Raw genomic sequence first — 24,731 nt, forward strand, 5'->3', positions numbered from 1 at the left:
TTGCCCACTCTGTAACTGGCCGCCCTGCCCTCACTTTGCGGGTAACTCGCCGCCGAACTTGTCGACGTCGCTGTAGTCGCCAGCCATGTGGTGCTTGTGCCGGCCCTTGAGCAGCAGGTGGCTGATCGCGGGCAGTACGAAGAGCGTCAGGATGGTGGAGGTGATGAGCCCGCCGATGACGACGATCGCCAGCGGCTTCTGAACTTCCGCACCTTGTCCTGTTGCCAACGCCATCGGCACGAAGCCGATTGCCGGGACGATCCCGGTCATCAGAACCGCGCGAAAACGCTCGAGCGCGCCTTCTGTCACCGCGCGATCGACCGGCAGTCCGGCCTCGATCCGCTGGTTGACCGCCGACATGACGACGAGCCCGTTGAGCACGCCGACACCGGCCAGAACGATGAACCCGACTGCGGCCGACACCGAGAACGGCAAGCCCGCCAGAAGCAGGCCGAAGACCCCGCCGGCAAGCCCGAGCGGGATTGCCGAATAGACCGCGATGGCCGGCCTTGCCCCCTTCAAGGCCAGGAACAGGATGCCGAAGATCGCCGCGAAGACGACCGGGATCACGATCGTCAGCCTCCGGGAGGCCGCCTGCAGGTTCTCGAACTGACCGCCCCACTCGATGAAGGTGCCAGGCGGCATCTGGACCTGAGCGGCGACCTTCGACTGCGCTTCGGCGATGAAGCTGCCGAGATCGTTGCCCCGGACGTTGGCCTGCACCACCACGCGGCGTTTGCCGTTGTCACGGCTGACCTGGTTCAAGCCTTCGGAGAAGGTGAAGCGCGCCACTGCTCCCAAGGGGATGGATGCGCGGTCGCCATCGTTGGGCAGCATTACCGGCAGCGCCGCCACGGCATCGAGGTCGTCGCGGATCGCATTGGGAAGCCGGACGACAATATCGAACCGGCGGTCGCCCTCGAACACGATGCCCGCTTCGCGACCGCCAAGCGCCGCCGCAACCGTGTCGGTGACATCCTGCAACGACAGGCCGTAGCGGGCAATCGCATCGCGGTCGAACTGGACATCGAGGGTTGGGAAGCCCTCGGTCTGCTCGACCTTGACGTCTGCGGCGCCCGGCACGGTTCGCAGCACGCTTGCGACCTGCTGCGCGACCCCGCCCATGCGGGTCAGGTCGTCGCCGTAGAGTTTGATCGCGATGTCGCCGCGCACGCCGGCGATCAGCTCGTTGAAGCGTAGCTGGATTGGCTGGCTGACCTCGAAGGCGCTGCCGACCATCGGCTTGAGCCGCTGTTCGAGCCGCTCGATCACGTCCTCCTTGCTATCGACGCCTCCGGGCCATTCGCTCTTCGGCTTGAGGATGATGAACGAGTCCGAGGCATTGGGCGGCATCGGGTCGGTGGCGACCTCGGCAGTGCCCGTCTTGGAGAACACGAACGCGACTTCGGGCATCGAGGACACTGCCTTCTCGATGTCCATCTGCAGGGCTTTCGACTGCCGCAGCGAGGTCGAGGGGATGCGAAGCCCCTGCATGGCGAGATTGCCTTCGTTGAGCTGCGGGATGAACTCGCGGCCCAGCATGAGGAAAATCAGCGCCGCGAGCGCAAAGGTGCCGACGCTCGCGCCGATCCAGGGCCATGGCCGGGCGACGGCCTTGTCGAGGAGCGGAATGTACCGCTCTTTGGCCCAGGCAATCGCCTTGACTTCCTTCTCGGCGACCTTGCCCCGGATGAGCAGCGCCACCATGGCCGGCACGAAGGTGAGTGAGGCTATGAAGGCGCCGCCCAGTGCCAGCATCACCGTGATCGCCATCGGCGAGAACATCTTGCCCTCGACTCCGGTGAAGGTGAGCAGCGGAGCGAACACCAGGAAGATGATCATCTGCCCGAAGATCGTGGGCCGGACCATCTCGCGAGAGGCTTCGAAGACCTCATGCAAACGCTCGTTGAGCGAGAGCAGCCGGCCTTCCTCGTGCTGACGTTCGGCGAGGCGTCTCAAACAGTTCTCGATGATGATGATCGAACCATCGACGATGAGACCGAAATCGAGCGCCCCCAGGCTCATCAGGTTGCCGGACGTGCCGGTCGCATTCATCCCCATCGCCATCATCAGGAAGGACAAGGGGATGACCAGAGTGGCGATGATCGCGGCGCGGATATTGCCGAGCAGCCAGAACAGCACGGCGATGACGAGGAGAGCGCCTTCAACCAGGTTCTTCTCGACTGTGGAAATGGTGGCGTTGACCAGCGTCGAACGGTTGAGAACGGGCTTCACGACGATGCCGGGCGGCAGCGATTTGGCGACTTCCTCGAGCCTTGCCGAAACCGCATCGGCGACGATGCGGCTGTTGCCGCCCGCGATCATCAGCGCCGTACCGATGACGACCTCGCGGCCGTTCATCGAGGCAGCGCCCGTGCGCAGGTCTCCTCCGACCCTGACGGTCGCGAGATCGCGCACCGCAACCGGCACCCCGCCGCGCGTTGCCACGGCCGCGCGCCCGATTTCGTCGATCGTGCGTATCCGGCCATCGGCGCGAACCAGAAAGGCTTCGCCTCCCCGCTCGACAAAGTTTGCCCCGACGGAAATGTTCGCCTTTTCGAGCGCCTCGGCGAGTTCGGAGAACGAGATCCCGTAGCTCGCCAGCTTGGCGACATCGGGCTCGACGACGAGTTGCTTCTCATAGCCGCCGATGCTGTCGATGCCGGCCACGCCCTGTACGGTCTTGAGCTGGGGCCGGATGATCCAGTCCTGCACCGTGCGAAGATAGGCAAGTCTGGCCACATCGTCGGTCAGGTGTTCGCCCTCGACCGTGAGATAGCTGCCATCGGGCTGAAAGCCTGGCTTTCCAACGACTTTCGGAGCATCTTTCGATCCCGGTCGGGCGAAATCGACCGTGTACATCAGCACTTCGCCAAGACCGGTGGTGATCGGCCCCATCTGCGGCTCGACACCCGTGGGCAAGCTGTCCTTCGCCTGGTTCAGGCGCTCGGCGACCTGCTGGCGCGCAAAGTAGAGATCGATGCCCTCATCGAAGACGACGGTCACCTGGCTGAAGCCGTTGCGCGAAATCGAGCGCGTGCTTTCGAGGCCGGGAATACCGGCCATGGCGGTCTCGACCGGGAAGGTGACGAGCCGCTCCATGTCGAGCGGCCCCAGCGCCGGGGAGACGGTATTGATCTGGACCTGTTTGTTGGTGATGTCGGGCACGGCGTCGATTGGCAGCTTGAGCAGCTGAAAGGCGCCGAAGGCCGCGACGATGAGAGTGACGACAATCACTCCCCAGCGAAAGCGGATGGCCGCATCGAGAAGTTTTTCGATCATCTCAATGCTCCGCCTCGCCCTTGCCGAGTTCGGCCTTCAGAAGAAATGCGCCGCGCGTCGCGACCACGCTGCCCGGCTTCAGACCGGCAACGATCTCGACACGGCCCGCGCTGCGTTGTCCCACGGTCACGTTCGTGGCCTGGAAGCCCTTGGCGGTCTTCACAAAGACGACATCGCGCCCTTCGACCGACTGAACCGCTTCGTCCGGCAGGCCGATGCTTGAAGTGGCAACAGCATTACGCGGGGTGATCCGCACACGCAGCCCCTGGCCCGGAGTGAGTTGAGCGCCGCTGTCCGGCACGAGGACGAGGGTCGCGACCTTGCTTTCCGGATCGAGGCTGGGCGTTGCCGAGCGAACTGTGGCACCGACGGTTTCCCCGCCGACTAGCTCGACGACTGCGCGGTCGCCAGGCGAGACGCGGCGGGCATCGGCGGGTAGCACCGAGGCGTTGATCTGGATTCGGCGAGGATCGGCGACTCGGAAAAGCTCCGTGCCGGCGGAAACGTAGGCGCCGAGCCGCGCATCCGACTTGGTGATCCGCCCCGCAATCAGACTGGTGACGGCAAGGGTCCGGCCATCGCCGGACACTTTCGACGCGCTCGCCGCCGACTGGCTGCGTCGCATCTCGGCTTCCGCCTCAGCCAGCGCGGCGCGGGCGGCTTCGAAATCTTGCCGCGCGGTAACCTTAGCCTCATAGAGTCGCCGTTCGCGCTCGAAGGTCGATCGGGCGAGCGCAACACGCGCTGCGGCGGAACTCCGCTCAGCGGCAATCGCCGCTGCGTCCCGGCTCTCCAGCCAGGCAATGGTTTCGCCAGCAGCTACCGCGTCGCCGAGACCCTTGGCGATCCGCACGACCGCGCCATCGGCGCGGGCAGTGAGAATTGCTTCGCCATCCGGCGTCGGGGCGACGACGCCCTGTGCGAGGATTTCGGCACCGAGGGAACCAGCCTGCGCGGTCTCGGTAACAATGCCTGCCGATGCAGCACGCTTGGCGTCCATCTCGACCAGGCCTTCGACGTGGCCTTCTTCTTCCGCCTCGCCCGATGGCCCCGCCTCTGTCGAGGCTGGAGAGGGGGCAAGCACGGTGCGGCCGAGCATGATACCCGCAGTGCCGACGATAAGGGTTGCCACTGCCGCTCCGATCAGGAGACGTTTGGGATCCGTTCCAGTTTCCAAGTCCATGTGTAAGTCCTTCACTGCGCGTTGGCGCGGATCAGCGCGGCCAGCGCGCGGGCGCGGTCGAGCCGCGCGTCGATCAGGGATTTGCGCGTGGCGGTGAGCGCCGCCTGCGCGTCGATGAGTTCGATGAGGCTGAACTTGCCGGCGGCGTACCCAACCTGGGCCAGACGCAAGGCTTCCTCGGCCTGTGTCAAAGCGGGGCCGGACAAGGCCGCCACCCGCTCTTCCGCCGCGCCGAGCAGCATTCGGGCGTCATGCTGGGCGCGCCTAGCATCGAGCCGCGTCTGCGACAGTGCAGCCTCTGCAGCCAGACTGTCCGCACTCGCTGCCTCGATGTTGCCGCGGTTACGGTCCCGGATCGGCAGGGGGATCGAGAAGCCCGCCACGAATGCGGTTTCGCGCCCGTCGTTGATCCGCCGCACGCCGCCACTCGCAGTGACGTCAGGGACGCCAACTGCCTTGGCCACCCGAATGCGCGCCCGCGCCGCATCGCGTTCCGCCGCCGCCAATTGCTCGTCGAGCGATGGCGTTTCGGGCGGCAGCAGCGCAGGTCGCGTGTCATCGCCATCGACGTTTGCGGAGAGCTCCGGGTCGCTGGTGCCGATGAGGTCCGCGAGCAGGCGGCGGGCGGCAAGCAATTCGCCGAAGGTGCGTGCCTGTTCTGCCTTGGCGTCTGCGAGCAGGGCGTCGGCACGCAGCTTGCGCAAAGGCGGATCGCGTCCGACCTCCACGAACAATCCGGCAGAGCGCGCCAGTTCCTCCGCCTGCCGGACATTGTCGCGGGCAAGAACCGCCCGATCCTCCGCCGCACGTAATTCGGCGAAGGCGATCCGAATGTCGCGCGCGAGATCGGCTTCCGCGCGTTTCAGCGCAACGAGCGCGAAATCCCGTTCGGCTCCGGCGACCTCAATGCGCGCACTGCGCTTGCCCCCCAGTTCGATCCGCTGGCTGAGCGCCAGCGTCGTCTCGGCGCTGCGCGTGTCGCGATAGGGCCCGGTGCCGGCGAAGTTCTCGACCTCGAGCGAGATCTCCGGGTTGGGCGATGCGCCGGCTTGCCGAGCCCTCGCTTCGGCTGCCTGCGCCTGGGCGCGGGCCTGCGCCACGCGCGGCGAATTCTGAGCGCCCTGGGAAAGCGCGTCAGTCAGTGAGACCTCGGCCGCCCAGGCGGGTGAACCGGCCAGTAGAATGGCGGTGGCGATCAAATATCGAAGCTTCATGCTACGCACCACCGGAGTTCAGTTCGGTGGGCGCGGCTAGGCTCGAACAAGCATTCACCGGGCTTGATGCGCGGTCGCTCTCCCGGTCATGGATTACATGCGCGATCTGGATGGCATCAAGGGTCGCAGCGGCAACGTCAGCCGAGGCGGTAAAGCGCCACTGCCCGTGTGAATGATACCGATATTTCTCCCATTCCGTTTCCTGACAGGCGACCTGCTGCCCACCCCTCAGAAACGTAATGTGGAGATCGCCCCTGTGCCTTGCGAACCATCGCTTTTGACGAACATAACCGCTGACAAGGGTGCGTTCACCGTCAGCACGAACCTTGACCCAGAGAACATAGACGGACGAATTTGGGTCGATCTCGACCGGAACATCCACGCGAACGGGACGCGCGTCGGCGGGAGTAGCGGCGATAAGTGCCGCAGGCGCAATTGCGCCGAGATAGAACAGTCGCATGTTGGCAGAATCCTGAGAATGCCAGAATCAGCGTCAGCGTTGCTGGCGCGCGAAGCTGGAAACTCAGGCTGCCGGTGGCTCGGTGAGCGGAGCGAGCGCGATCGAGCGCATCGGCTGAACGACAAGTGGTATGACAACGGCCTTGCCGGTCCAGACCGTCAAGGCAGCGGCGTCTGGATCAGCCGCCAGTGCGATACCGCAATGGTGATGAACGAGGGCATGGCAGGGCGTGGCGCCCTTTTGCTGTTGCTCGTCCTGATCTTCGCCTTCGGCATGATCATGCGTGTCGAGGACTTCGATGCCATGCTCACTCAGCAAACTCTCGGCATGAGCAGTCTCGGGCGCGACAAAGCTGCCAAACAAGATGACAAACACCAGCAGCATAGAGATGAGGCGGCCCCGCATGGAACTTCGGCTACCAGTCCTTGCTGAAATCGGCAAGTACATGGTCATCGTTTACCGTTCATTCTGGCAAGGAGATCGCGCGGAATTGGCATAGGCAGGAAGGCACTCACATTCGAACGACCGGTATTTCCAACCGGCAAGCGACCGAAAATCGCTCCAACCGGCGCAAGCGCAAGCCGCAGGCACTGCCCCCACGCTTCCTTGATGTCATTCTCCTGAAGCGCATAACGCAGCATTGCCCAATCGCTGGCGAGATGCAGTGCGAGAAATGGCTGCGAGACAATGTGGGCGCGCTCAAGCGCCCGCCACGCGTTCGCGGTCTCGCCAGCGGCGCGAGCCAGGTCGAAGGCCGTCATTTCCTCCGCCACGACCGCCTGTGCGAGATCGCGCGTCATGCGGTTGCCTCCTGCATCTCGCGCATCGCATGGCGCACGATCTGGAGACCGCCGCTGATGCCGAGTGATGCCAGAATTGCCGCCACGATAAGGTCAGGCCACGCGCTGCCGGTTCCAAAGACACCCAACGCGGCGGCCATGACAGCCAGATTACCGACCGCATCATTGCGCGAGCAGATCCACACTGACCGCATGTTCGCGTCCCCGGTGCGGAAGCGGTAGAGCATCAACGCGACGCCCGCATTGGTCACGAGCGCCAGAAACCCGACGATTCCCATCGTCGCTGGCTCTGGTGATGCGCCACCTAGGGTTGCCATGACTGCGGTCAGCAGTACCCAGCCACCAAACGCCACGAGGGTCAGCCCTTTGGCGAGAGCGGCCCGCGCGCGCCAGCTGACCGCCATTCCGGCGACCAGCAGACTGATGGCGTAGTTGGCTGCATCCCCCAGGAAATCGAGCGCATCAGCCTGAAGGGCGCGGCTATCGGCCGCCGAGCCTGCAAACATATCGACGCCGAACATCCCTGCATTGACTGCTAGAGCGATCCACAGCGCACGTCGCCAATGCGGATCATTCAGCGTCTTCGCGCTTCCGCACGCGTTTTCGCAGCAGCTGTCGGCCAACGAATTCCTCCTCGACAATTTTCGAGTCGGCTTGCTACGTACACCCTGTAGCAACTACAGGGTCAAGCAATGAAAATCGGCGAGTTGTCGAAGGTGACCGGCACAAACATCGAGACCGTCCGCTATTACGAGCGGATCGGATTGCTTCCCAAACCTGCGCGGACAGCGGGCAACTACCGCTCATATGGTGAACCGCATCGCTCGCGGCTCGCTTTCGTCAGGCATTCACGCGAACTCGGCTTCGCAATCGAGGAAGTCCGCTCGCTGCTCGATCTGGCCGATCATCCCGAGCGCGAGTGCTCCGAGGCCGACCGGATCGCCACTCGGCATCTAGCGCAGGTCGAAGAGAAGATCGGCCAACTCGTTACCCTGCGCGACGAACTATCTCGCATTATCGGTCGCTGCCGGGGCGGTCTCGCCGCCGATTGTCGTGTGATAGAAGCGCTTGGCGACCACGGAATTTGCAACGGAGAGCATGCATGACCGATCCGACCGGAGATGCAGCAGCGATAGCTGATTGATTGGTTCGACACTGAAAATCGCGACGCAGTGACCGAACCAACCGCACTAGCTGTGCGTGGAATTAGCCACCTGCTCGATCCATTCCTCGATTTCCGCTTCGACCCACACAGCGCATTTAGGGCCAAGCGATCGCGATTTCGGAAACCTGCCTTCGCTCATCCGCTGATAGATCGCGGAACGCTTCATTCCCACTCGAGCCATGACATCTGGCAAGCGCAGAAGGCGGGCGGGCAGAGGCGCCGCCTCGTTAGAGTGCGGAGAGGTGGCTTCGTTCGAGGGGGCAGCGGTCATTCGTCATTCCTGTCTTGGCAAATCTCGGTCCCCTCCGAGGCTTCGGATCATCTTGGCAACGACATCGCTATGTCGCGGTTGGCAAAGTCGTCGATGTGTTTGGCCAGCATGCGCGCGACGAGCTGCGAAGTGCCATTCGCCCAGCGTGGCCTCAAATCCGCGACCCTACGGCCCAGAGTTCGATCAAGGTGGCCCGGCAGGGCGCTGAAGAATTCCTCGAGAAACTCGCCCATCTCGCTGCGCATCCACTCGCACGCCAAATCTTCTTGCCCGGCGAGGGCGAGGATCATGCTGGCGCGGGGGAACGCCCCGCAAACGACGAGAATGCAAGCGGCTTCATCAAGCCCTATCGGCCGTTCGCCGCGCATGACCCGCAGCAATGTCTCCCTGTGCATGCCGACCTCGCGGGCGATCTGGTGTTTCGGTTTGTCAGCCGCTTCAACAGCGTGAGCGAGGATGCGTGCGAGGCTGTGATTAGCCTGGCCGGTCGTTGATGGGGTTGGGTGCATGGCCGATTCTCCTCATTGGCTGGGATGAGTCGCAGCCATAACCTGCCCCCGCGCATGTAGGAAAATGAAAAGAACATATACAGAACTTCTCGTTTGTAGGCGAATCATTCCCAGACGGTGAGTCGCCGGAGATCGTCGACGCAGATGACGGACTTCGTCGCCAGAACAGTCCACATAATCCGCTATTTGATGCCGTATTCACCGGCAGTGCTGATTTGATCTGTCCGCATCAGTCCGCGTTCCGGGCGTTTGCACCTCCCGATCTTTCCTACACCTATTTCCTAGATGCATGTGGAACACACAGCGAACGCAAGAACGCTGTGACCACCCCTCCAAGCGGAGCTTCACATGCAGTCTCTCACCCTCCCCAGGCGCGCCAGCGTCAAGGGTCTCGGCAAGACCCTCAACATTGCCATCCCGGTCGCAATCGCGGCGCTTGCGGCGAGCGCCGCCTATGCCGGCGCTGACACGACCTTCACCCCTGCCCTAACGAAGTTCACGGACTTTCTGGAAGGCTCGGGCGGCAAGATCATCACGGTTCTCAGCCTCGCTGGTGGCCTGATCGGTCTGGCATCCGGGCGTTTTTCGCTCGGCCAGGTCGCCGTTCCGGTGGGTGTCGGCATCGGTGTCGGCACGGGTGTTCCGATCGTCACCTCGGTCGTGACCGCGGTCATCTGAGCGCGGCAAGGGAAGGCGGCGTCGCCATGGCAGACCCTTACATCGTTCCTCGGCGGCTCGATGACCCGGAGCTTATCGGCTTTTGGACCATCGACGAGTTCGCGGGAATGCTGGCCCCCTTCACCTGGGGGATCCTCACCCAGCAAATCTTTATCGGCATCATAGTCGCCTTCGGCGCCTGGTTCGCATTGCGAAAGGCAAAAGCAGGACGCGCCAGCTCCTGGGTAGCCCACGCCGCATACTGGTATCTGCCAGCAGGATTTCTGGGCCTCAAGGCAACGCCGCCTTCTCACTGCCGACTACTCGCCGGTTGAGGGGCACTTCCATGTATTCCGACATATCCCACGAACGGCAGCAATCGCTGCTGCGCCAGCGGAACCTCTTTGCGCTCACCAGTGCCGGCCTTGGCCTTGCACTGGTCGTCGCCGGGAGCCTTGCCGCCACCCGCGACCGCGAAGTGGTACTGGTTCCGACCGTTCCCAAAGCGCTCACCGTGAGCAGTGCCGGGGTCGAGGCCGATTATCTCGAGCTCGTCACCCGCGATGCGGCCCTTGTTCTTCTCAATCGCAGTCCGGAAGGCCTCGATTACTGGATGAACGAGATCCTGAAGCTCGCTGATCCTGCAAGCTATGGCCGCCTCAAGGCCGAGCTCGTCCGGATCGTCGAAGAGCAGCGGGGCTCGGATGTCACCCAGGCATTCGTGATCCGGTCGATGACTGTCGACCCGAAAGGCCTCACCTCGGATGTGACGGGCACGCTCAAGACCTTCGTCGGCGCGCAGGTGATTGCGAGTGACGAACGCCGCTTCCGCTTCAGCTGGACTTACCGCGGCCTGCGCCTCGCGCTCTCCGGGTTTGTGCAGCTCCCCCCACAGGAAAAATCCAAGGAGGCCCAGTGATGGCTTACCGATCGGCGGCCCACGCACGGGTCCTACTTCTGAGCGCGGCGGCGCTGCTCGCCGTAGCAGCTGAGGCTGCCCATGCGGCCGACCAGTTCAAACAGGCCGCCGATGGCGCCGGAATCGAGTGCATCGTTTCAGCGCGAGAGCTGACCCGCTTCGCATTGGTCGACGACCAGTTCGCCAGCGTCTCGAAGATCTCGACCGGGACGCCCTACAACGACTTTGCAGTGACCAACGAGCCTGTGCGCGGCGACATCTATGTGTCGGTGCCGGAAACTTACGCGGCACGGTCGATCAGCTTCTTCACCACCACGAAAAAGGGCTTCGTCTACAAGGTCGCGTGCCGGGTTGAGCAAATTCCGGCGACCCAGGTCTTCATCACCAACCCCGCCATCGCGAAGAACCGGGCGGCGGATTGGGAAAGCCAGACCCCGATCGAGACCAGCGCCGTCAGGCTCATCCAGGCGATGGCCAATGACCGGACGGTCGACGGTTTCGAGGTCCGCCAATCGACTGCCATACCCGCACGGGTCGGCGATCTCGAAGTCCAGCTCATCGCTGATTATCGCGGCGCCAGCCTCACTGGGAAGGTCGTCCGCATCCACAATCGCGGAGCGAAAAGCGTGACGCTCGCCGAACGCGATCTCGCACCGCGCGACACGCTCGCCGTCTCGATCGCCGAGCCAAAGCTCGAACCCGGGGCCAGCACCACGGCCTTTGTTGTCGGCGCAAGCGGGGAGACCGGCAATGACTGATGCAACCCATACGCCAGGCACTGCCCCTTTGCAGGCCGAGAGCGCAGCATCGTCCGAACTTTCCGGGCTCAACGCCCGCACCGCGCGCCGTCAGAAGCTGCTGCTGGGGTCGCTGGGAGCACTCGCCCTCATCGGCGGAAGCTGGTTCATCCTTGGCGGCGACGACAAGGCCAAGACCGGCGATCCCAATGCGGCGCAGACGATCGACACGGCAGGCCTGGTCAACCGCGACCTATCCCAGCGCGAGTTCGTCGCGACTTATGGCAACCGGCTGGATGCGGTCACGCGCGAACAGAAGGCGCTGAAAGACGGCAGCATTCCGCGAAGCGAGATCGAAGCGCAGCTGGCGGCTCTCAAAGCCGAGAACCAGGCCATGCGTGTCGACGGACAGGCTGCGATCGATGCTATCTCGGCAGAGAACGCCGAGCTCAAGACCCGGCTTGCCGCGCAGCCTGCATCACCGGCACCGGCTGTACCGCCACCGGCTTATGGGCCGCAGGCAGGCGGCTATGACGCAAGGGCCCGGTCACCCCAAACCAGTACCGGCGCCGCAGCAGGCGATCCGCAGGGCGGCATGATCCCTTCGCCTGGCGAGGTGAAGCTGATGAGCTTCAGCTCCGACAAGGCAGCGACCAATGGCCTCCGTGTGGGCAGGCCCGATGCGCCACCGGTCGTGGTCGAAGATTCGCCTGATTACCTGCCGCCCAACTCCTACGCGCCGGCACGCGTAATCGTCGGCGTCGATGCCTCGGCAGGCGTCGCCAGCCAGACCGATCCGCTGCCTGTGGTGCTTCGGATTACCGGCCCTGCTCGTTCGGTCATGCAGAACGGAAAGGTTTTGACCACCCGGATCCAGGGCTGCGTTGTCAACGGCGCGGCACGCGGGGATCTCAGCAGTGAGAAGGTCTACGTGAAGCTCGCCCGCATGACCTGCGATCAGCCTGGCGGCAGGGTCGCAGTGAGCGAGGTCAAAGGCTTCATCAGCTTCGCTGGCAAGTCCGGGGTCCGCGGCCGCGTCGTCAGCCGCGAAGGTAGCCTCGTCAGCCAGGCCCTGCTGGCCGGGATCGTCGGCGGCTTCGGGCGCGGCTTCTCGGCCAATGCCAACAGTGTCTTTTCCGGCGTCACGACCAACCCTGACGGCAGTCGCTCCAAGCTCTCGGCCGGCGACATTCTCGGTGGCGGGCTTGGCCAGGGTGCCGCCGACGCTGCCGACACGGTCAGCAAATACCTGATCGAGCGCGCCGAACAGTACCAACCCGTCGTCGAGATGCCGACCGGCATCGATGTCGAGATCGTGTTCCTCGACGGCGTCTACGTGAGGAACTCCCAATGATCGAAAATACTCTCCTCGAGCAGGACAATCGTCGGCGCCGCTGGTTGCGTACCAGCGCCGGACTGGCGGCGATCATCGCCATGTCGGCCGCGACGGGATGGGGTGTGGCAAGCCTTGCTGCCCCTGCTGCCGCTCCGGACACGGCGAAAGTTCGAGAGGCGCTCAAGCTGCGCCTGCCCAAGACGCCGATCGACGCGATCAACTGCAAGGGCCTTGGCGGCCTGTGCGAGGTCGCGTCCAAATCGACGCTCTTCTACGTCGACCGGGCTGCAAAGTATCTGGTAATCGGCCGGGTCTACGACATGGAAGCCCGTCAGGATCTGACGGCCGCCCGATTGCTTGCCCTCAATCCCGACCTGTTGGCATCGGGAGCAGCGCGGCGCAGCAATCCCGAGACGCAAGCAGAAGCCGATCCACCCCCCGCTGCAGCGTCAGCCCGGAACTCCCCGCCGCGCCATGTCCCGCTCGGCAAGCTTCCCGCCAAAGGCGCGATCACCTGGGGTCCTGCCAATGGTCCGCGCGTCGTTGTCTTCTCGGACTTCCACTGCGGCTATTGCAAGAAGCTCGAGGCCGAATTGAAGGCGATCGGAGCGCGGGTTGAAGAGCGGCCGATCTCGATCTTCGGGGCCGAAAGCCGGCGCGATGCTGAACGGGTTCTGTGCTCGCCCCGGCCTGAGCTGGCGCTGCATATGGCCTATTCGGGTCTGGCGCTCGCCAATCCCAAACCCTGCGACACGAGCGGTCTCGATGCCAACGAGGCCTTCGCGCGGGCCCACGGTTTTGGCGGCACCCCTGTGATCGTGCGCCCCGCCGATGGCGCCGTTCTCGAAGGCTTCCGGCCTGCCGCTGTGCTCCGGGACTTCCTGCGCGCTGGCCCCTCCCTGACCCCCACCCCTGCTCCCAAAGGATAGACCCATGCGTTTTCCGACACGTCTCCTTGCCTGCGCCTGTCTGGCCGGTCTTGCCAGTGGCTGCGCCACGTTCGGCACCAACGTCGAGGGCGATTTCACCTGCCGCGCGCCGAAGGGCGACTGCGCACCGGCTCAGGTCATCGATGCCAAGGCGACGGACAATCTGTCGAACGGCACGCTGCTCCATGCTGACGCGCGGCAGAGGTCAGGCGTCGTGGATGCCGACACCAGCCGCACAGCGGAACGCACCTTGCGCGTCGTCTTCCCCGCTCATGTCGATGAAGCTGGAACGCTGCATGACGAAGCGGTCGCCTGGACCGTCGTCGAAAATCCGCGCTGGGCCACCGAGCTGCGCCGCAAGGCGGGTGAGGACCAGGGCGGATCCCTGATGCGCCAGGTCCGTCGGCAGCTGAAAGCCGCTCAGAGAGCCCCTGCACCGGACGGCGCGGAGGGAGACCCGAACGTACCTGATGAGGCGTCGCCCTTCTCGTCTGCACGCGACGACGCGGGTCAGGCTGGCGGCATCTCGGGCGCCGATGCCCCCAGTCCCTTCAACGAAACTTCAGATGCCTCGCCGCTGGTCCTCCCCTCCACGGCGCGTGAGGCCGTTGCCGGTGCCAAGGCACCGGCGGTCGAGGGGTTCGACACGTCGCCTCCCCCGCGTGATCGAGCCCCTCGGCCTGAGGCGGGGCAGAGCGCTCCGCTGTTCCCCAGCGCAGCGGCGATTGAAGCCGCGAAAGCTGCAATCCGCCCGGCAGTCAGAACCGGCGAACAGCCGATCGTCAGCACCTCGCAGCCCAAGGAGCCCAAGTGATGGCCGAACAACTCAAGACCGTCGTCGATCGGCTGCTCAGCGGATTGCTGGGTGATGCCGAGCACGCCGACAAAGCCCGCCCGCAGCTCATGGTCGACATGCTCTCCGACTGGCTCCCCTACCGGGTCTACGATCCGGCAACCCGCCTGTACTTCAACGCACGCTCGAAGGGCTTTGTCCTTTCGGTTACGCCGCTGATCGGAGCCGACGAGCGTACCGGGGAAATCCTGGGACAGTTCTTCTCGGAAGGACTGCCAGCAGGCGCCTGCCTTCAGGTACTCCACCTTGCAAGCCCGCGCATCAGCAGGATCATCGCCCCGTGGTTCGCCCCACGATACATCCAGGGCGGCGTGTACGAGGCAATTGCCCGGCACCGGGCGCGGCGGCTCTATTCGCTCGTATGGGAGTCCGGCTCGCCGGACGCGCCCTTCCATGCGCGGCATCACCAGGTGATCGTCTCGGTCGGGGTGCCGACCTCCAAGTCGGTCAGCAATGAGGATCTCAAGCAGACCCGCGATGGCCTGGTGGCGATGCTCAAGTCGCTCAATCTCGGCGTGGTCGAAGTCGGGCCGGAAGCGCTCATCGCTGTCATCGATGATCTGACTTCGCCCACCACCGCCCCGCAGGACGATGCGGTGCCCTACAACCCGAATGATCCAATCGCATCCCAGGCGATCCGCCACGACATCGAACTGGTGGTGGCTGAAGACCGCATGCGGCTCGTCACCGAGCGTTTCCGTCCCACTGGCAAGGTCAATGACGGCGTGCCCGAGATCGGGACCGTCTATCCCGATGCCTTCGATGTCCGGCATTTTGCCGTACGCAACATGCCATCGCGCTGGGCCCCGTGGGAATGCGCGCGGCTGATCGGCGACCTGTTCACCGACAAGCTGCGCTTCCCCTGCCCCGCCGCCACCATGCTGTGTCTCGTCTATCCGGACCAGGAGGCTGCATCGGCGAAGGCCGGATTCAAGTTCATGCGGACGACCAGCCTCGCCGGGACCCGCAGCGCCCGGTTCCTGCCTCGGATCGGCGAACAGGCCGCCGAGTGGCAGCATGTGCAGGCCGAGCTTCAGGAAGGCCGTCGGCTCGTGCGGGTCTTCTACGGCGTGACGGCCTATTCGCCGCTAGGCCAGGGCGACCGCCATGAACGGGCGATCAAATCGATCTACAAGGCGGCGGGCTGGGACCTTACCGACGAGCGCTATCTCCAGATCCAGGGTTTGCTCGCCGCGATGCCGCTCACCCTGGCTGACGGACTCGGCGCCGACATGGAGCGGCTGAAGCGGTTCAAGACTGTGTTGTCGACGACCGCCGCCAATATCGCGCCCATGCAGGGCGAGTATCTCGGCAGCGCCCACCCCCACCTGCTGTTCATCGGGCGGCGCGGCCAGCCCTTCTTCTGGTCCCCGTTCGAGAACGAGGCCGGCAACCACAATGTCGCGATCTGCGGCAAGTCGGGATCGGGCAAGTCGGTGCTGCTCCAGGAGATGTGCGCCGCGCTGCGCGGTGCCGGCGCACAGGTGGTCGTGATCGACGATGGCCGCAGCTTCGAGCACTCGGTCAAGCTGCAGGGCGGCCGCTTTGTCGAGTTCACGATTGCAGCGGGCTTCTGTCTCAACCCGTTCTCGATGATCGATGCGACCCGTGCCACCGAAGACGAGGACTACCGCCTCGACTGCTTCGGGATGATCAAGGCCATCGTCGGGCAGATGGCTCGCCACAGCGCGAAGCTGACCGATACTGAGCGCGGATTGATCGACCGGGCGGTCAACCTTGTCTGGGCGCAGCACGGCACGGCAGCCACAGTTACGACCGTCGGCGAGATGCTGGCCAGTCTCGGCCATGACACTGCCGCTGACATAGCAACCGCGCTCGCCCCCTACATGGCGGGCGGAACCTACGGCGCCTTCTTCGAAGGCCAGGCAAGCCTCGACCTCGATGCGGACTTCACGGTCTTCGAGATGTCCGACCTTGCGAGCCGGGAGGATCTGCGCAGCGTCGTCCTCTCAGCCATCATGTTCATGACCAGCCAAGCCATGACGCGAAGCCCAAGGTCGCTGCGCAAGCTTCTGCTGATCGATGAAGCCTGGTCGATGCTCAAGGGCGGTTCGATGGGTGAATTCGTCGAAACCTACGCCCGCACCTGCCGCAAGTATGGCGGCGCGCTGGCGACCGCTACCCAGTCGCTCAACGACTACTACAAGTCCGACGGGGCAACGGCGGCGCTCGAGAACAGCGACTGGATGCTGATCCTCCAGCAGAAGCCGGAGACGATCGCCGATTTCAAGGCGAGCAAGCGCCTCGATATGGACGATCGCACCGAGACGCTGATCCGCAGTCTCAAGCGCTCCGGGAGCGACTATTCCGAGGTGTTCATCAAGGGGCCGGAGACCGAGGCGATCGGGCGGCTCGTGCTCGATGACTATTCGGCAACGCTCTTCTCGAGTTCGCCCCAAACCTTCGCCGCCATCGATGCCGAGATCGCGCGCGGGCACCAGCTCGCCGATGCCATCGAGCGCATCGCTCATCCCAACCGCTGACACCCCATCACCAAAGGATCCCTATCTCCATGCCTCTCCACCTCGTCACCCCGTTCGACCGGACCGACCCGTCCGAAGACGAACAGCCCGTCAGCCCGCAGGTGCAGACCTTGCGCTCGCGCATGGCCGATGGCTGCTACATCCTGCTTCGCGGCTGCCTGTTTCTCGGCTCATCCTATCTGATGGCGCTGGGCCTGCCGCTGCTGTTCTTCCTGCTGTTGTCAGGCGGCAGTCCCGATGCCTTCTTCGCCCATGTTGCCAATCTCGGTGACCGCTTCCTGGCGGCCGACCTCGCACGGCGCGTGACATTCCTCGGCCAGTGCAAGCTCGTTCTGATCGGTCTCGCAACGCTCGTCGTCGTGTGGCGCATGCCGCGCTTCATCCGCGATCTCGACCGCGAACTTTCGGGAGAAAAGCTGTGAAGAACATTCTGGCAACATCAAGCCTGCGGGGGCGGCTTTCAGCGATCAATCTCACCGCTGTCGTGGTCGGCGCTGGCATGGTCGGTCAGGTTCTGTGGGGTGTCTGGGCGACGGACAAGCTGCTCACCCTGGAAAAACGCGAGGTCGTCACGGTCCAGCTGAGCCGGATCTTGGGCGACTTCATCGAAGCCGAAGCGCGTGCCGGTCGGCCGCCTGAAGAAACCAGACTGCGCGTCCAGGCCTACCTCAAGGCCGTGGAGGCCTCGGTACAGACGCTCGGACGCGAAGGCCGGACAGTTCTGGTTGCCGAAGCAGTGGTCGCCGGGAGCACGCCGGACCTGACCGGGTCTGTGCGTGCCGACGTCATGCGCCGCATGGGAGCCCTTCCCGATGCTGCCCGCTGATCTCTTGATCCGCTCAGCTTCGGCGCGCCGGCTCGTGCTTTGGGGCGGGCTCGGCGCCGGGGCACTGGCGCTCTCCTCGCTTGCCGCCTTCGCGCAGGGCCATGCGCTTATGATCAATGTGAGCCCCAGCCTGCCCTACTGGGCCATCTGGGTCACGCGGGGGGCACCCGTGCATCGCGGGGACATTATCCTGTTCGACCCGCCCACCTCGCCTTTGTTGGTCAAGCATTTCGGGGCGAAGCCCAAGCCGTTCGGCAAGCGGGTGAGCGGTGTTCCGGGCGACATCATCACCGAGCAAAACCGCATCTACTTCGTCAACGGTGAGGCCGTGGCCAAGGCCAAGCTTGAGAGCCGCCTCGGCGAACCGCTGGCGCTTGGACCTACGGGGCGCGTGCCGAAAGGCTGCTACTTCGTCACCAGCGAACACAAGGATGGCTTTGACAGCCGCTATGCCGCGATCGGTTGGATCTGTGGACCGCGCATACTCGGGGTCGGGAGGCCAATCCTGTGAGGCTCCTCACTCTGCCGGTTTGCACCACTGCGCTGGCGCTGGCCATCGCACCACAGGCAATGGCTCGCGATTACGGCCAGCACGGCGCGGTATGGCCGGTCATCGAACCGGACCTGCTTCAGCAGATCCATGCCAGGCTCACCCGGCTTGAGAAGACCGGCGAAACGGCCCGTCTCAACGAAGAGCTGAAGCAGCGTACGATCGCCCGGGTCAACCGGCCAGAGCCTGTTGCTGGCGTTACCCTCGCCTCGGCGCTGCGCAGCTGGCGCTTCGATCCGACGATCACCGCCCCGCGCGATATTGCCGACGACAAGGGCCGGGTCATCATTGCTGCAGGCACGCGGGTCAATCCGCTCGATACCGTGCCGCTGCGCGCACCTCTCGTCTTTCTCGATGGGGACGACCCGGCACAACTCGCCTGGGCCACCCGTCGCTATGCCAGCACCAAGGCGAAGCTTATCCTCGTAGCCGGTGCGCCGCTCGACCTCATGAAGGCCCGTCAGCGGCGCTTCTACTTCGATCAGGGCGGCACGCTGGTGAAACACTTTGGCATTCGCGCGGTGCCCGCAACCGTCGAGCAGCAGGGCCGCGCGCTCATCATCACCGAACAGCCCGTGCCTCTCAAGGAGCGTGCGCCGTCATGAGCAAGAAAAAACGCCTTCTGTCATGGCTTTGCGGAGCACTTCTGCTCACCAGCCTGAGCGTCGTATCCAGTGCTCCTGCCCAGGCTGCGGCCGGCCCCGGGCGCTGCACTGGCAAGTTCGTCAATCCGATCACGGACATCTGCTGGTCGTGCCTGTTTCCGATCTCGATCGGTGGCCTGAAGATCTGGCCGTCAAGCCGTCCCGATCCGAGCAACCCGGCTCTCCCTGTTTGCCTCTGCGGTTTGCGGCCCGGCATCGCCATGGGGTTCTGGGAGCCGGTCCGGCTTGCCGACGTCAGCATGAAGCCATGGTGCTTTGTCAATCTCGGCGGGATGAAGCTCGATCCGGGGTTCGACATCGGCTTCAAGTCGATGGCGGGGCCATCGGCGGTTGGCGGCGCCACGCAGTACAACTCGCAGTGGCATGTCCACTGGTATGCCTACTGGTTCTACTGCGAGCGGCCCAAGACGCCGGAGCAGAATTCGCCCTCGCCAGCACCTGCGGCCAGCGCGACCAGTCAACTTGATGCGATCACGGCGACGTTGCGCGAACTGAAGGCCAAGGCGATCCTCGAGCCGACGCCGGCAAATGTGACGGCCTATATCCGGTTCCAGCGCGCGCAGCTCGACCGGGCATCGCTCTTCAGCGACGTCTGGCAGCGGGCGATCTGGCAGGATCCCGAGCTCGACTACACGCTGCAGCGCCCGGTCTCGACACTTGGCAAGCGCCAGTGGCAGGATTCGCGAAGCGCGGAACGGAACGCCGCGATGGCCCAGCTTTCCGAGCGCTACGGGCTGTTCTACTTCTTCGCCCAGAGCTGCGGCGCTTGCGAAGTCATGTCGCCAATCGTGCAGAGCGTTGCCTCGACCTGGCATATCGCCGTGCGCGCGATTTCGACCGATGGCGGCCCGTCGCGGCATTTCCCGAACTACACGGTCGAGACCAACCAGCGCAGCCGCATGGGGCTCGAGCCCAAGATCACGCCAGCGGTCGTGCTCTGGGACGCGCAGACCGGCCGCCCCATTCCGATCGGCTACGGCGTCATGAGCGCCGACGAGCTTCAGGACCGGATTTACCTCCTCACATCGAAGGAAGCTGGACGTGACTACTAGGATGAAAAGAGCCATCGCTGCGCTTCTGGCAGCCGCCCTCCCCTTCGCCCTCCCGCTGTCTGGCGCATCGGCCGACGTCGGCAGTTCGATGGACTCGTTTCTGAACGACGTCGGGGGCGCTGCCAACGTCAACGGACCGACCGCGTTCCAGGGGCAGTCGGCCGGCTATTACAGCCTCGGCAATGTCTGGACGCGGTTCCCGCAGAAGACGACCAACATCGCCAATCTGCAGTTGCCGCGCGCTCGCGCCGGTTGCGGCGGCATCGACATCTTTGCGGGGTCCTTCAGCTTCATCAACGCGAGCGAGATCGTCGCGATGCTGAAGGCAGTCGCGAACAATGCTGTCGGCTTTGCCTTCAGCCTAGCGATCGACACGGTCTGCCCGGAATGCTCGAAGATCATGCAGGAGTTCAGCCAGAAGGCTCAGCTCATGAACAACCTCAACATCAACTCCTGCGAGATGGCCCAGGGTCTGGTGGGCGGGATCTGGCCCAAGGGCGACCTTGCCGACAAGGCGATCTGCGAAGCGATCGGCAACTCCGAAGGGATTTTCACCGACTATGCCGCGGCCAAGCATGGGTGCGGCACCAAGGGGCAGCGATCGAGCACGACCGCGCAAGGCTCAGGCAAATATGATGACGTCAATCCCGGGGTGCCGCGCAACTACACCTGGACGATCCTCAAGAAGTCGGCGTTCTTCTCGCCAGGCGGCCGGTTCGACGAAGAGCTCGCCGAATATGCGATGACGCTGCTCGGCACGATAATATACGTGCCCCCAAAGGACGATGAGCTGGGCAAGTTCGTGCCAATCGTCGGCGAAGCCTCGTCCACCCTCGTGACTTCGCTGCTGGATGGCACGGCGAATGGCAATGTCCTCATTTTCGACTGCGACGAGCCGGAAAAGTGCCTCAACCCGGGCTTCAAGTCGCTGAGCCTGCCGGCATCGAAAGCGCTGCGGCCGCGCGTGGCTGCGCTCATCGGCGGTATGGTTCAGGCCATCCGCGACGACACCGCGATCAGCGAAGAGCAAAAGGAACTGCTGCAAGTCGCGTCTATCCCGCTCTACAAGATCCTGACCGTCCAGGCGGCCTATGGCCGGGGCATGCCGACCGACGACCGGGAGACCCTGGCCGAGATCGCCAGTGTCGACCTGCTGTTTGCTGTGCTCGACCGGATAGTGAGCGAGGCGGGCCGCTCGATGTCGAGCTTCATCGGGGCCGACGAAGCCAAGATCGCCATGTGGCAGAATCAGGTCAATGTCGTGCGTCAGGCGCTCGCTGACCGGCAGGCCAACACGCATCTCAAGGTCAATGCGGTGCTGCAGATCATCGAGAAGACGGCGTTCATCGAGAACGTGCTGGCCGCCTCGATGTCGCCCGGAATGGCCGCATCGCTGGACTGGTCGCGCGGCGTCCAGAGCCGCGCCCTTACCCACTGACCGGGCCAACCACATCAAGGCGGGACAACAGACATGGTCGAGATTTTCACGGTCGGCGGCGGGGACTATCTGGTCAACGTCTTCCAGGCGGTCGCCGCCTGGACCGGCAACGGGGGCTACAAGAGCCTGCTCCAGGTGGTGATGGTAATGGGGCTTGGCCTGTCTGCCCTGACCCTTGCGTTCAACCAGGACTGGCGCGCCTGGATCAACTGGTTCCTCGGCGCAACGCTCATCTACTCCTGCCTAATGGTGCCGCGGCTCGAGGTCCATGTGACCGACCGGCTCAATCCGAGCCTTGCCCCGGCCAATGTCAGCAACGTGCCGCTGGGCCTGGCCTTGATGGCGAGCTTTACCAGCCAGGTCGGCGACTATCTGACGGGCTCGGCAGAAGTGGTGTTCGGCCTGCCCGGAGATCTCAACTATTCGAAAAACGGGATGATCTACGGCGCGCGGCTCTACGATGCGACCCGGTCCTTGCGGATTTCCGATCCGGAGTTTGCTGCCAATCTCGACGAGCATTTCCGGCAATGCGTGTTCTACGACGTCCTGCTCGGCCGCTACTCGATGAAGGAGCTGGCAGAAACCGGCGACATCTGGGCGACGATCGCGCCGGGAAGCCAGGCGCGCGCACAGCGCTTCCTGACCCGGGATGCCACTTCAGGCCAGGTGAGCTCGAACATCGTGACCTGCCGCGAGGCCTACGACACGCTCAATGCGCAGTGGGCCGGCCTCGTCGATGCGATGGGATCGGTGTTCGGCCGTCAGCTTTACCCCAACCAGACGACCGCGCTCGCCAAGGCGAAGCTCTTTGCCGACCTGCCAGTGGCCTATCAGTACCTAACCGGCGTCTCGGCCAACGCGACCGAAATCTTCAAGCAGACGCTGACTATCAATGCGATGAGCCAGGCGATGCATTCGATGTCCGGCACCAGCGGCGCGGGCAATGTCGACGTCTACGCCCAGACCCGCGCCGACATTCAGACCGAGCGGACCTATGGCTCGATTGCGAGCAACGCCATGAAGTGGGTCCCACTCCTGAACGTCGTGCTGACCGTGCTGTTCTATGCGCTGTTTCCGGTGCTCTTCCCGCTCTTCCTGCTCCCCAAGACGGGACCTGTCGCACTCAAGGGCTATGTGACGGGCTTCTTCTATCTCGCGGCCTGGGGGCCGCTGTTCGTGATCCTCCACATGATGCTGATGTACAAGGGCGCGGCCGACATGAGCGCGGTCACAGGCAGCAACGGCCTCAGCCTGGCGAGCTTTACCGGAATGGCCGACGTCAACAGCGATATCGGTCTGCTGGCCGGCTATCTCATCGCATCGGTGCCGTTCCTGGCAGGCGGTGTGGCCAAGGGCGCCATGGCGATTTCCCACCACGCCACGAGCTACCTCAATCCGAGCCAGAACGCGGCCGAGGAAGCGGCCCGGGAGGCGAGTACCGGCAACGTCTCGCTCGGCAACACCAGCTTCGAAAACTCGAGCGTCCTCACCCGCCAATTCGCACAAGGCACGATCGCGCCAAGCTTCACGTACGGCGCGCCGCAGACGCGGACCTTCAGCGACACCGGGGCAATGACCACGAGCTTTCCGGACGGCAGCTACGACCAGATCCCGACCTCCAGCTATCCCTTCACGCCGACGCTGGGCCAGGAATTCACGGCGCGCCTTTCGACGATGGCATCGCAGGCCCGCGCCAACAGCGAGAGTTATACCAATTTCGCAACGGAATCGACGACCAGCGCGGTCACGAAGTTCCGCGAGCTCAGGGACCAGTTCAGCCGGGGCGCATCCTTCGAGAGCGCGACCGGTACCTCGAATTCCGACAGCATCCAGACCGCATTCAGCGAGGTCGATCAGGCATCGACCAGTCTGCAGCGGCAATTCGGGCTGTCGCGCAGGGTCGCAGATGACATCTCTACCGCTTGGTTCCTGGGTGGCGAGGCCGGGGCAAAAGCTGGGATTTCTAATGGCGTGCTCTCGGGAAGCGTAGGAGCGAAGGGCGGTGGGACACGCACATGGACCGACAGCGACATCGGTATCGCATCCGAAGACCGCTCACGCATCTTTGGGAGCCTGTCCCAGATGTCTGACAGCCGCAATTGGTCGAGCACCCGCGATGGGTTCGTTCGCTCAGTCAGCACTTCATCAAGCTCGTCGATCTCGAGCACCGCGAGCGGCATGAACGCATCTCTGACAGAAGCCCAGAGCTTCACAATCGAAGCTCGTCGGGCCGAGGAGCTTGCCAATCGTCTCGAGAGCCAGGCTTCTTTCTACGAAGGAAACAGCGCTGCAGGCAGCCTCAATTTGTCCCAAGCCTACCGCGAATGGGGTCTCGCCGAGATCGAAAGCAACCGCGATTTCTATGGCAATGCGCGGTTCGACGATGTCACGTTCCAGCTCAGCCCGGAAGGCCAAGCATTGCAGGCAAAGTTCATTGAAAGTTATGCCGAGCAGCTTCGCGACGGAATCGACGATCGCCTCGTACTCGTCCCCGGACAGCCCGTATCCCGACCGGCTATCTCAAGCGCGGGCTCAGTGCGCGGCCGGGCACAGACCGGCGGCGGGGGTTCCGATTCAGTGCCCCGCGTGGGTGCCGGCAATCTTCATGAAGAGGTGCAAAAGGCTCAGGCGGCCGGTCGCCAGAAGATTACCGGCTCTAGGGGACGTCTAGACGCGATCACCAAGGGAGCCCAAGGTGCCAGTGCAGAAGCAGCCGATGATGTGAAGGAGTGGTGACCTGCAACGGTCACCACAGTCCGAATGACGCGCCCGCTAAGAATGCGAAAACGGCAACAATGACGAAGCCGCCGATGATCGTCAGCTTACGCCCCCAAGGGTCGGCCCAGGCCTTCTTGATACGATACTCCATCAGACGATTCTCGCGGAGCGCCTGATCAAGCTCCGACAGACCCTCCCAATTCTGGGATGCAGATCGGTTGCCAGTATCGATGTCAAAGTTGCTCATGATCGCATTCATCTCGCTGCTCCTTGGAACATAGCAGAAACGAGGACAGTAACCAGTAAAACATGCCCCGCAGCGGTGAGTGCGCAGCCTCTCCTCCAATTCGGTCTAGGCCGTCACGTATCGGCGTTTTGATCCGGCAAGAGCATCATCTCGCTTCGGATGCCGGGACGGGTCATACTGTCCGCGACGGTCGGCAAACATTTGGTCAAAGCGCTTTGGATCGCAGCAATCGAACTCGCCGCTAGCGTCTGCAGTGCTATGAGTGAGTGCATCCTCGCGGATTGGGCCCACCCATCGAGGATCGATGCATAGGCGCGCCCATCAAGGATGAATGCACTCGGCGTTTCGTAGAATGCACTCTCTGCTGGGCTAAAGGCATATTCCCATGTTTCCGCGGTAACCGGCGTGCAAAGGCG

The 24,731-nt window shown here is 63.8% G+C and carries 26 protein-coding genes; 16 read left to right on the top strand and 10 right to left on the bottom strand.

Going from position 1 to position 24,731, the window contains the following annotated elements; translation table 11 throughout:
- Positions 1-30 precede the first annotated feature (30 nt).
- The 7 genes from SARO_RS10800 to SARO_RS10830 all read right to left on the bottom strand — a co-directional run bounded on the left by SARO_RS10800 (position 31) and on the right by SARO_RS10830 (position 7,562).
- A complete protein-coding gene (locus SARO_RS10800; protein WP_011445794.1) occupies positions 31-3,282 on the bottom strand; it encodes an efflux RND transporter permease subunit in 3,252 nt (1,083 codons plus the stop codon).
- Between the two features lies 1 nt (position 3,283).
- Positions 3,284-4,414: an efflux RND transporter periplasmic adaptor subunit gene (locus tag SARO_RS10805; RefSeq protein ID WP_234007348.1), complete on the bottom strand. Its 1,131-nt coding sequence runs from the start codon at positions 4,412-4,414 to the stop codon at positions 3,284-3,286.
- 62 nt (positions 4,415-4,476) lie between these two features.
- The gene (locus tag SARO_RS10810) at positions 4,477-5,679 is read right to left on the bottom strand and encodes a TolC family protein (protein ID WP_011445796.1); all 1,203 of its coding nucleotides are present in this window, start codon (positions 5,677-5,679) and stop codon (positions 4,477-4,479) included.
- A 1-nt stretch (position 5,680) separates the two neighbouring features.
- Complete coding sequence (locus SARO_RS10815) at positions 5,681-6,139, bottom strand: hypothetical protein (protein ID WP_041550297.1); 459 nt, start codon at positions 6,137-6,139, stop codon at positions 5,681-5,683.
- A 63-nt stretch (positions 6,140-6,202) separates the two neighbouring features.
- Positions 6,203-6,544, bottom strand: a complete 342-nt coding sequence (locus tag SARO_RS10820; protein ID WP_041550298.1) for a hypothetical protein — start codon at positions 6,542-6,544, stop codon at positions 6,203-6,205.
- Between the two features lie 44 nt (positions 6,545-6,588).
- Entirely contained in the window at positions 6,589-6,939 is a 351-nt protein-coding gene (locus SARO_RS10825; protein WP_011445798.1) for a DUF3703 domain-containing protein, read from the bottom strand.
- Positions 6,936-7,562, bottom strand: a complete 627-nt coding sequence (locus SARO_RS10830; RefSeq protein WP_011445799.1) for a cation transporter — start codon at positions 7,560-7,562, stop codon at positions 6,936-6,938. Before SARO_RS10830 ends, SARO_RS10825 begins: the two co-directional genes overlap by 4 nt.
- 69 nt (positions 7,563-7,631) lie before the next feature.
- On the opposite strand from SARO_RS10830, the gene SARO_RS10835 reads away from it, so the two are divergent.
- The gene (locus tag SARO_RS10835; RefSeq protein WP_011445800.1) at positions 7,632-8,045 is read left to right on the top strand and encodes a MerR family transcriptional regulator; all 414 of its coding nucleotides are present in this window, start codon (positions 7,632-7,634) and stop codon (positions 8,043-8,045) included.
- An 84-nt stretch (positions 8,046-8,129) separates the two neighbouring features.
- Here SARO_RS10835 and SARO_RS10840 read toward each other — a convergent pair whose 3' ends face one another.
- Positions 8,130-8,375: an AlpA family transcriptional regulator gene (locus tag SARO_RS10840; protein WP_011445801.1), complete on the bottom strand. Its 246-nt coding sequence runs from the start codon at positions 8,373-8,375 to the stop codon at positions 8,130-8,132.
- A gap of 47 nt (positions 8,376-8,422) precedes the next feature.
- Positions 8,423-8,884, bottom strand: coding sequence for a hypothetical protein (locus SARO_RS10845; protein ID WP_011445802.1), 462 nt, complete (start codon positions 8,882-8,884; stop codon positions 8,423-8,425).
- 348 nt (positions 8,885-9,232) lie between these two features.
- On the opposite strand from SARO_RS10845, the gene SARO_RS10850 reads away from it, so the two are divergent.
- From SARO_RS10850 to SARO_RS10925, 15 genes are read left to right on the top strand one after another with little or no spacing between them, the layout of a single operon-like run.
- The gene (locus tag SARO_RS10850) at positions 9,233-9,562 is read left to right on the top strand and encodes a hypothetical protein (RefSeq protein WP_011445803.1); all 330 of its coding nucleotides are present in this window, start codon (positions 9,233-9,235) and stop codon (positions 9,560-9,562) included.
- 26 nt (positions 9,563-9,588) lie between these two features.
- A complete protein-coding gene (gene traL, locus SARO_RS10855) occupies positions 9,589-9,876 on the top strand; it encodes a type IV conjugative transfer system protein TraL (protein WP_011445804.1) in 288 nt (95 codons plus the stop codon).
- Positions 9,877-9,887: 11 nt separating this feature from the next.
- Complete coding sequence (locus SARO_RS10860) at positions 9,888-10,460, top strand: type IV conjugative transfer system protein TraE (protein ID WP_011445805.1); 573 nt, start codon at positions 9,888-9,890, stop codon at positions 10,458-10,460.
- On the top strand, positions 10,460-11,218 hold the full coding sequence (locus tag SARO_RS10865; protein ID WP_011445806.1) for a type-F conjugative transfer system secretin TraK: 759 nt from the start codon (positions 10,460-10,462) through the stop codon (positions 11,216-11,218). Before SARO_RS10860 ends, SARO_RS10865 begins: the two co-directional genes overlap by 1 nt.
- Positions 11,211-12,551, top strand: a complete 1,341-nt coding sequence (locus tag SARO_RS10870; protein ID WP_011445807.1) for a TrbI/VirB10 family protein — start codon at positions 11,211-11,213, stop codon at positions 12,549-12,551. The genes SARO_RS10865 and SARO_RS10870 overlap by 8 nt, the downstream gene beginning before the upstream one ends.
- Positions 12,548-13,462 (top strand): DsbC family protein, encoded by a 915-nt coding sequence (locus SARO_RS10875; RefSeq protein WP_011445808.1) that lies wholly within the window; start codon positions 12,548-12,550, stop codon positions 13,460-13,462. The genes SARO_RS10870 and SARO_RS10875 overlap by 4 nt, the downstream gene beginning before the upstream one ends.
- 4 nt (positions 13,463-13,466) lie before the next feature.
- Positions 13,467-14,276 carry a conjugal transfer protein TraV gene (locus SARO_RS10880; protein ID WP_011445809.1) on the top strand — a complete coding sequence of 270 codons (810 nt, stop codon included), beginning with the start codon at positions 13,467-13,469 and terminating at the stop codon, positions 14,274-14,276.
- Positions 14,276-16,819: a type IV secretion system protein TraC gene (gene traC, locus SARO_RS10885; RefSeq protein ID WP_011445810.1), complete on the top strand. Its 2,544-nt coding sequence runs from the start codon at positions 14,276-14,278 to the stop codon at positions 16,817-16,819. The genes SARO_RS10880 and traC overlap by 1 nt, the downstream gene beginning before the upstream one ends.
- Positions 16,820-16,848: 29 nt before the next feature.
- Positions 16,849-17,241, top strand: coding sequence for a hypothetical protein (locus SARO_RS10890; RefSeq protein WP_011445811.1), 393 nt, complete (start codon positions 16,849-16,851; stop codon positions 17,239-17,241).
- Complete coding sequence (locus SARO_RS10895) at positions 17,238-17,645, top strand: type-F conjugative transfer system protein TrbI (protein WP_011445812.1); 408 nt, start codon at positions 17,238-17,240, stop codon at positions 17,643-17,645. Before SARO_RS10890 ends, SARO_RS10895 begins: the two co-directional genes overlap by 4 nt.
- Entirely contained in the window at positions 17,632-18,156 is a 525-nt protein-coding gene (locus tag SARO_RS10900; RefSeq protein WP_011445813.1) for a S26 family signal peptidase, read from the top strand. Before SARO_RS10895 ends, SARO_RS10900 begins: the two co-directional genes overlap by 14 nt.
- Positions 18,153-18,800 (top strand): type-F conjugative transfer system protein TraW, encoded by a 648-nt coding sequence (gene traW, locus SARO_RS10905; protein WP_011445814.1) that lies wholly within the window; start codon positions 18,153-18,155, stop codon positions 18,798-18,800. The genes SARO_RS10900 and traW overlap by 4 nt, the downstream gene beginning before the upstream one ends.
- Positions 18,797-19,912 (top strand): conjugal transfer protein TraF, encoded by a 1,116-nt coding sequence (traF, locus tag SARO_RS20670; RefSeq protein WP_011445815.1) that lies wholly within the window; start codon positions 18,797-18,799, stop codon positions 19,910-19,912. The genes traW and traF overlap by 4 nt, the downstream gene beginning before the upstream one ends.
- Position 19,913: 1 nt before the next feature.
- A complete protein-coding gene (locus SARO_RS10920; RefSeq protein ID WP_011445816.1) occupies positions 19,914-21,350 on the top strand; it encodes a conjugal transfer protein TraH in 1,437 nt (478 codons plus the stop codon).
- 33 nt (positions 21,351-21,383) lie between these two features.
- Positions 21,384-24,086 (top strand): conjugal transfer protein TraG N-terminal domain-containing protein, encoded by a 2,703-nt coding sequence (locus SARO_RS10925; RefSeq protein WP_011445817.1) that lies wholly within the window; start codon positions 21,384-21,386, stop codon positions 24,084-24,086.
- A 10-nt stretch (positions 24,087-24,096) separates the two neighbouring features.
- On the opposite strand, the gene SARO_RS10930 is transcribed toward SARO_RS10925, so the two are convergent.
- Positions 24,097-24,327, bottom strand: coding sequence for a hypothetical protein (locus SARO_RS10930; protein ID WP_011445818.1), 231 nt, complete (start codon positions 24,325-24,327; stop codon positions 24,097-24,099).
- Positions 24,328-24,731: the final 404 nt, after the last annotated feature.

The organism is Novosphingobium aromaticivorans DSM 12444, assembly GCF_000013325.1.
Classification (GTDB): domain Bacteria; phylum Pseudomonadota; class Alphaproteobacteria; order Sphingomonadales; family Sphingomonadaceae; genus Novosphingobium; species Novosphingobium aromaticivorans.

Excerpts from the sequence above, each read along its gene's own strand:
- SARO_RS10800 (WP_011445794.1), bottom strand. The coding sequence starts at position 3,282 with ATGATCGAAAAACTTCTCGATGCGGCCATCCGCTTTCGCTGGGGAGTG.
- SARO_RS10810 (WP_011445796.1), bottom strand. The coding sequence starts at position 5,679 with ATGAAGCTTCGATATTTGATCGCCACCGCCATTCTACTGGCCGGTTCA.
- SARO_RS10815 (WP_041550297.1), bottom strand. The coding sequence starts at position 6,139 with ATGCGACTGTTCTATCTCGGCGCAATTGCGCCTGCGGCACTTATCGCC.
- SARO_RS10820 (WP_041550298.1), bottom strand. The coding sequence starts at position 6,544 with ATGCGGGGCCGCCTCATCTCTATGCTGCTGGTGTTTGTCATCTTGTTT.
- SARO_RS10825 (WP_011445798.1), bottom strand. The coding sequence starts at position 6,939 with ATGACGCGCGATCTCGCACAGGCGGTCGTGGCGGAGGAAATGACGGCC.
- SARO_RS10835 (WP_011445800.1), top strand. The coding sequence starts at position 7,632 with ATGAAAATCGGCGAGTTGTCGAAGGTGACCGGCACAAACATCGAGACC.
- SARO_RS10840 (WP_011445801.1), bottom strand. The coding sequence starts at position 8,375 with ATGACCGCTGCCCCCTCGAACGAAGCCACCTCTCCGCACTCTAACGAG.
- SARO_RS10845 (WP_011445802.1), bottom strand. The coding sequence starts at position 8,884 with ATGCACCCAACCCCATCAACGACCGGCCAGGCTAATCACAGCCTCGCA.
- SARO_RS10850 (WP_011445803.1), top strand. The coding sequence starts at position 9,233 with ATGCAGTCTCTCACCCTCCCCAGGCGCGCCAGCGTCAAGGGTCTCGGC.
- traL (WP_011445804.1), top strand. The coding sequence starts at position 9,589 with ATGGCAGACCCTTACATCGTTCCTCGGCGGCTCGATGACCCGGAGCTT.
- SARO_RS10860 (WP_011445805.1), top strand. The coding sequence starts at position 9,888 with ATGTATTCCGACATATCCCACGAACGGCAGCAATCGCTGCTGCGCCAG.
- SARO_RS10865 (WP_011445806.1), top strand. The coding sequence starts at position 10,460 with ATGGCTTACCGATCGGCGGCCCACGCACGGGTCCTACTTCTGAGCGCG.
- SARO_RS10870 (WP_011445807.1), top strand. The coding sequence starts at position 11,211 with ATGACTGATGCAACCCATACGCCAGGCACTGCCCCTTTGCAGGCCGAG.
- SARO_RS10875 (WP_011445808.1), top strand. The coding sequence starts at position 12,548 with ATGATCGAAAATACTCTCCTCGAGCAGGACAATCGTCGGCGCCGCTGG.
- SARO_RS10880 (WP_011445809.1), top strand. The coding sequence starts at position 13,467 with ATGCGTTTTCCGACACGTCTCCTTGCCTGCGCCTGTCTGGCCGGTCTT.
- traC (WP_011445810.1), top strand. The coding sequence starts at position 14,276 with ATGGCCGAACAACTCAAGACCGTCGTCGATCGGCTGCTCAGCGGATTG.
- SARO_RS10890 (WP_011445811.1), top strand. The coding sequence starts at position 16,849 with ATGCCTCTCCACCTCGTCACCCCGTTCGACCGGACCGACCCGTCCGAA.
- SARO_RS10900 (WP_011445813.1), top strand. The coding sequence starts at position 17,632 with ATGCTGCCCGCTGATCTCTTGATCCGCTCAGCTTCGGCGCGCCGGCTC.
- traF (WP_011445815.1), top strand. The coding sequence starts at position 18,797 with ATGAGCAAGAAAAAACGCCTTCTGTCATGGCTTTGCGGAGCACTTCTG.
- SARO_RS10920 (WP_011445816.1), top strand. The coding sequence starts at position 19,914 with ATGAAAAGAGCCATCGCTGCGCTTCTGGCAGCCGCCCTCCCCTTCGCC.
- SARO_RS10925 (WP_011445817.1), top strand. The coding sequence starts at position 21,384 with ATGGTCGAGATTTTCACGGTCGGCGGCGGGGACTATCTGGTCAACGTC.
- SARO_RS10930 (WP_011445818.1), bottom strand. The coding sequence starts at position 24,327 with ATGAATGCGATCATGAGCAACTTTGACATCGATACTGGCAACCGATCT.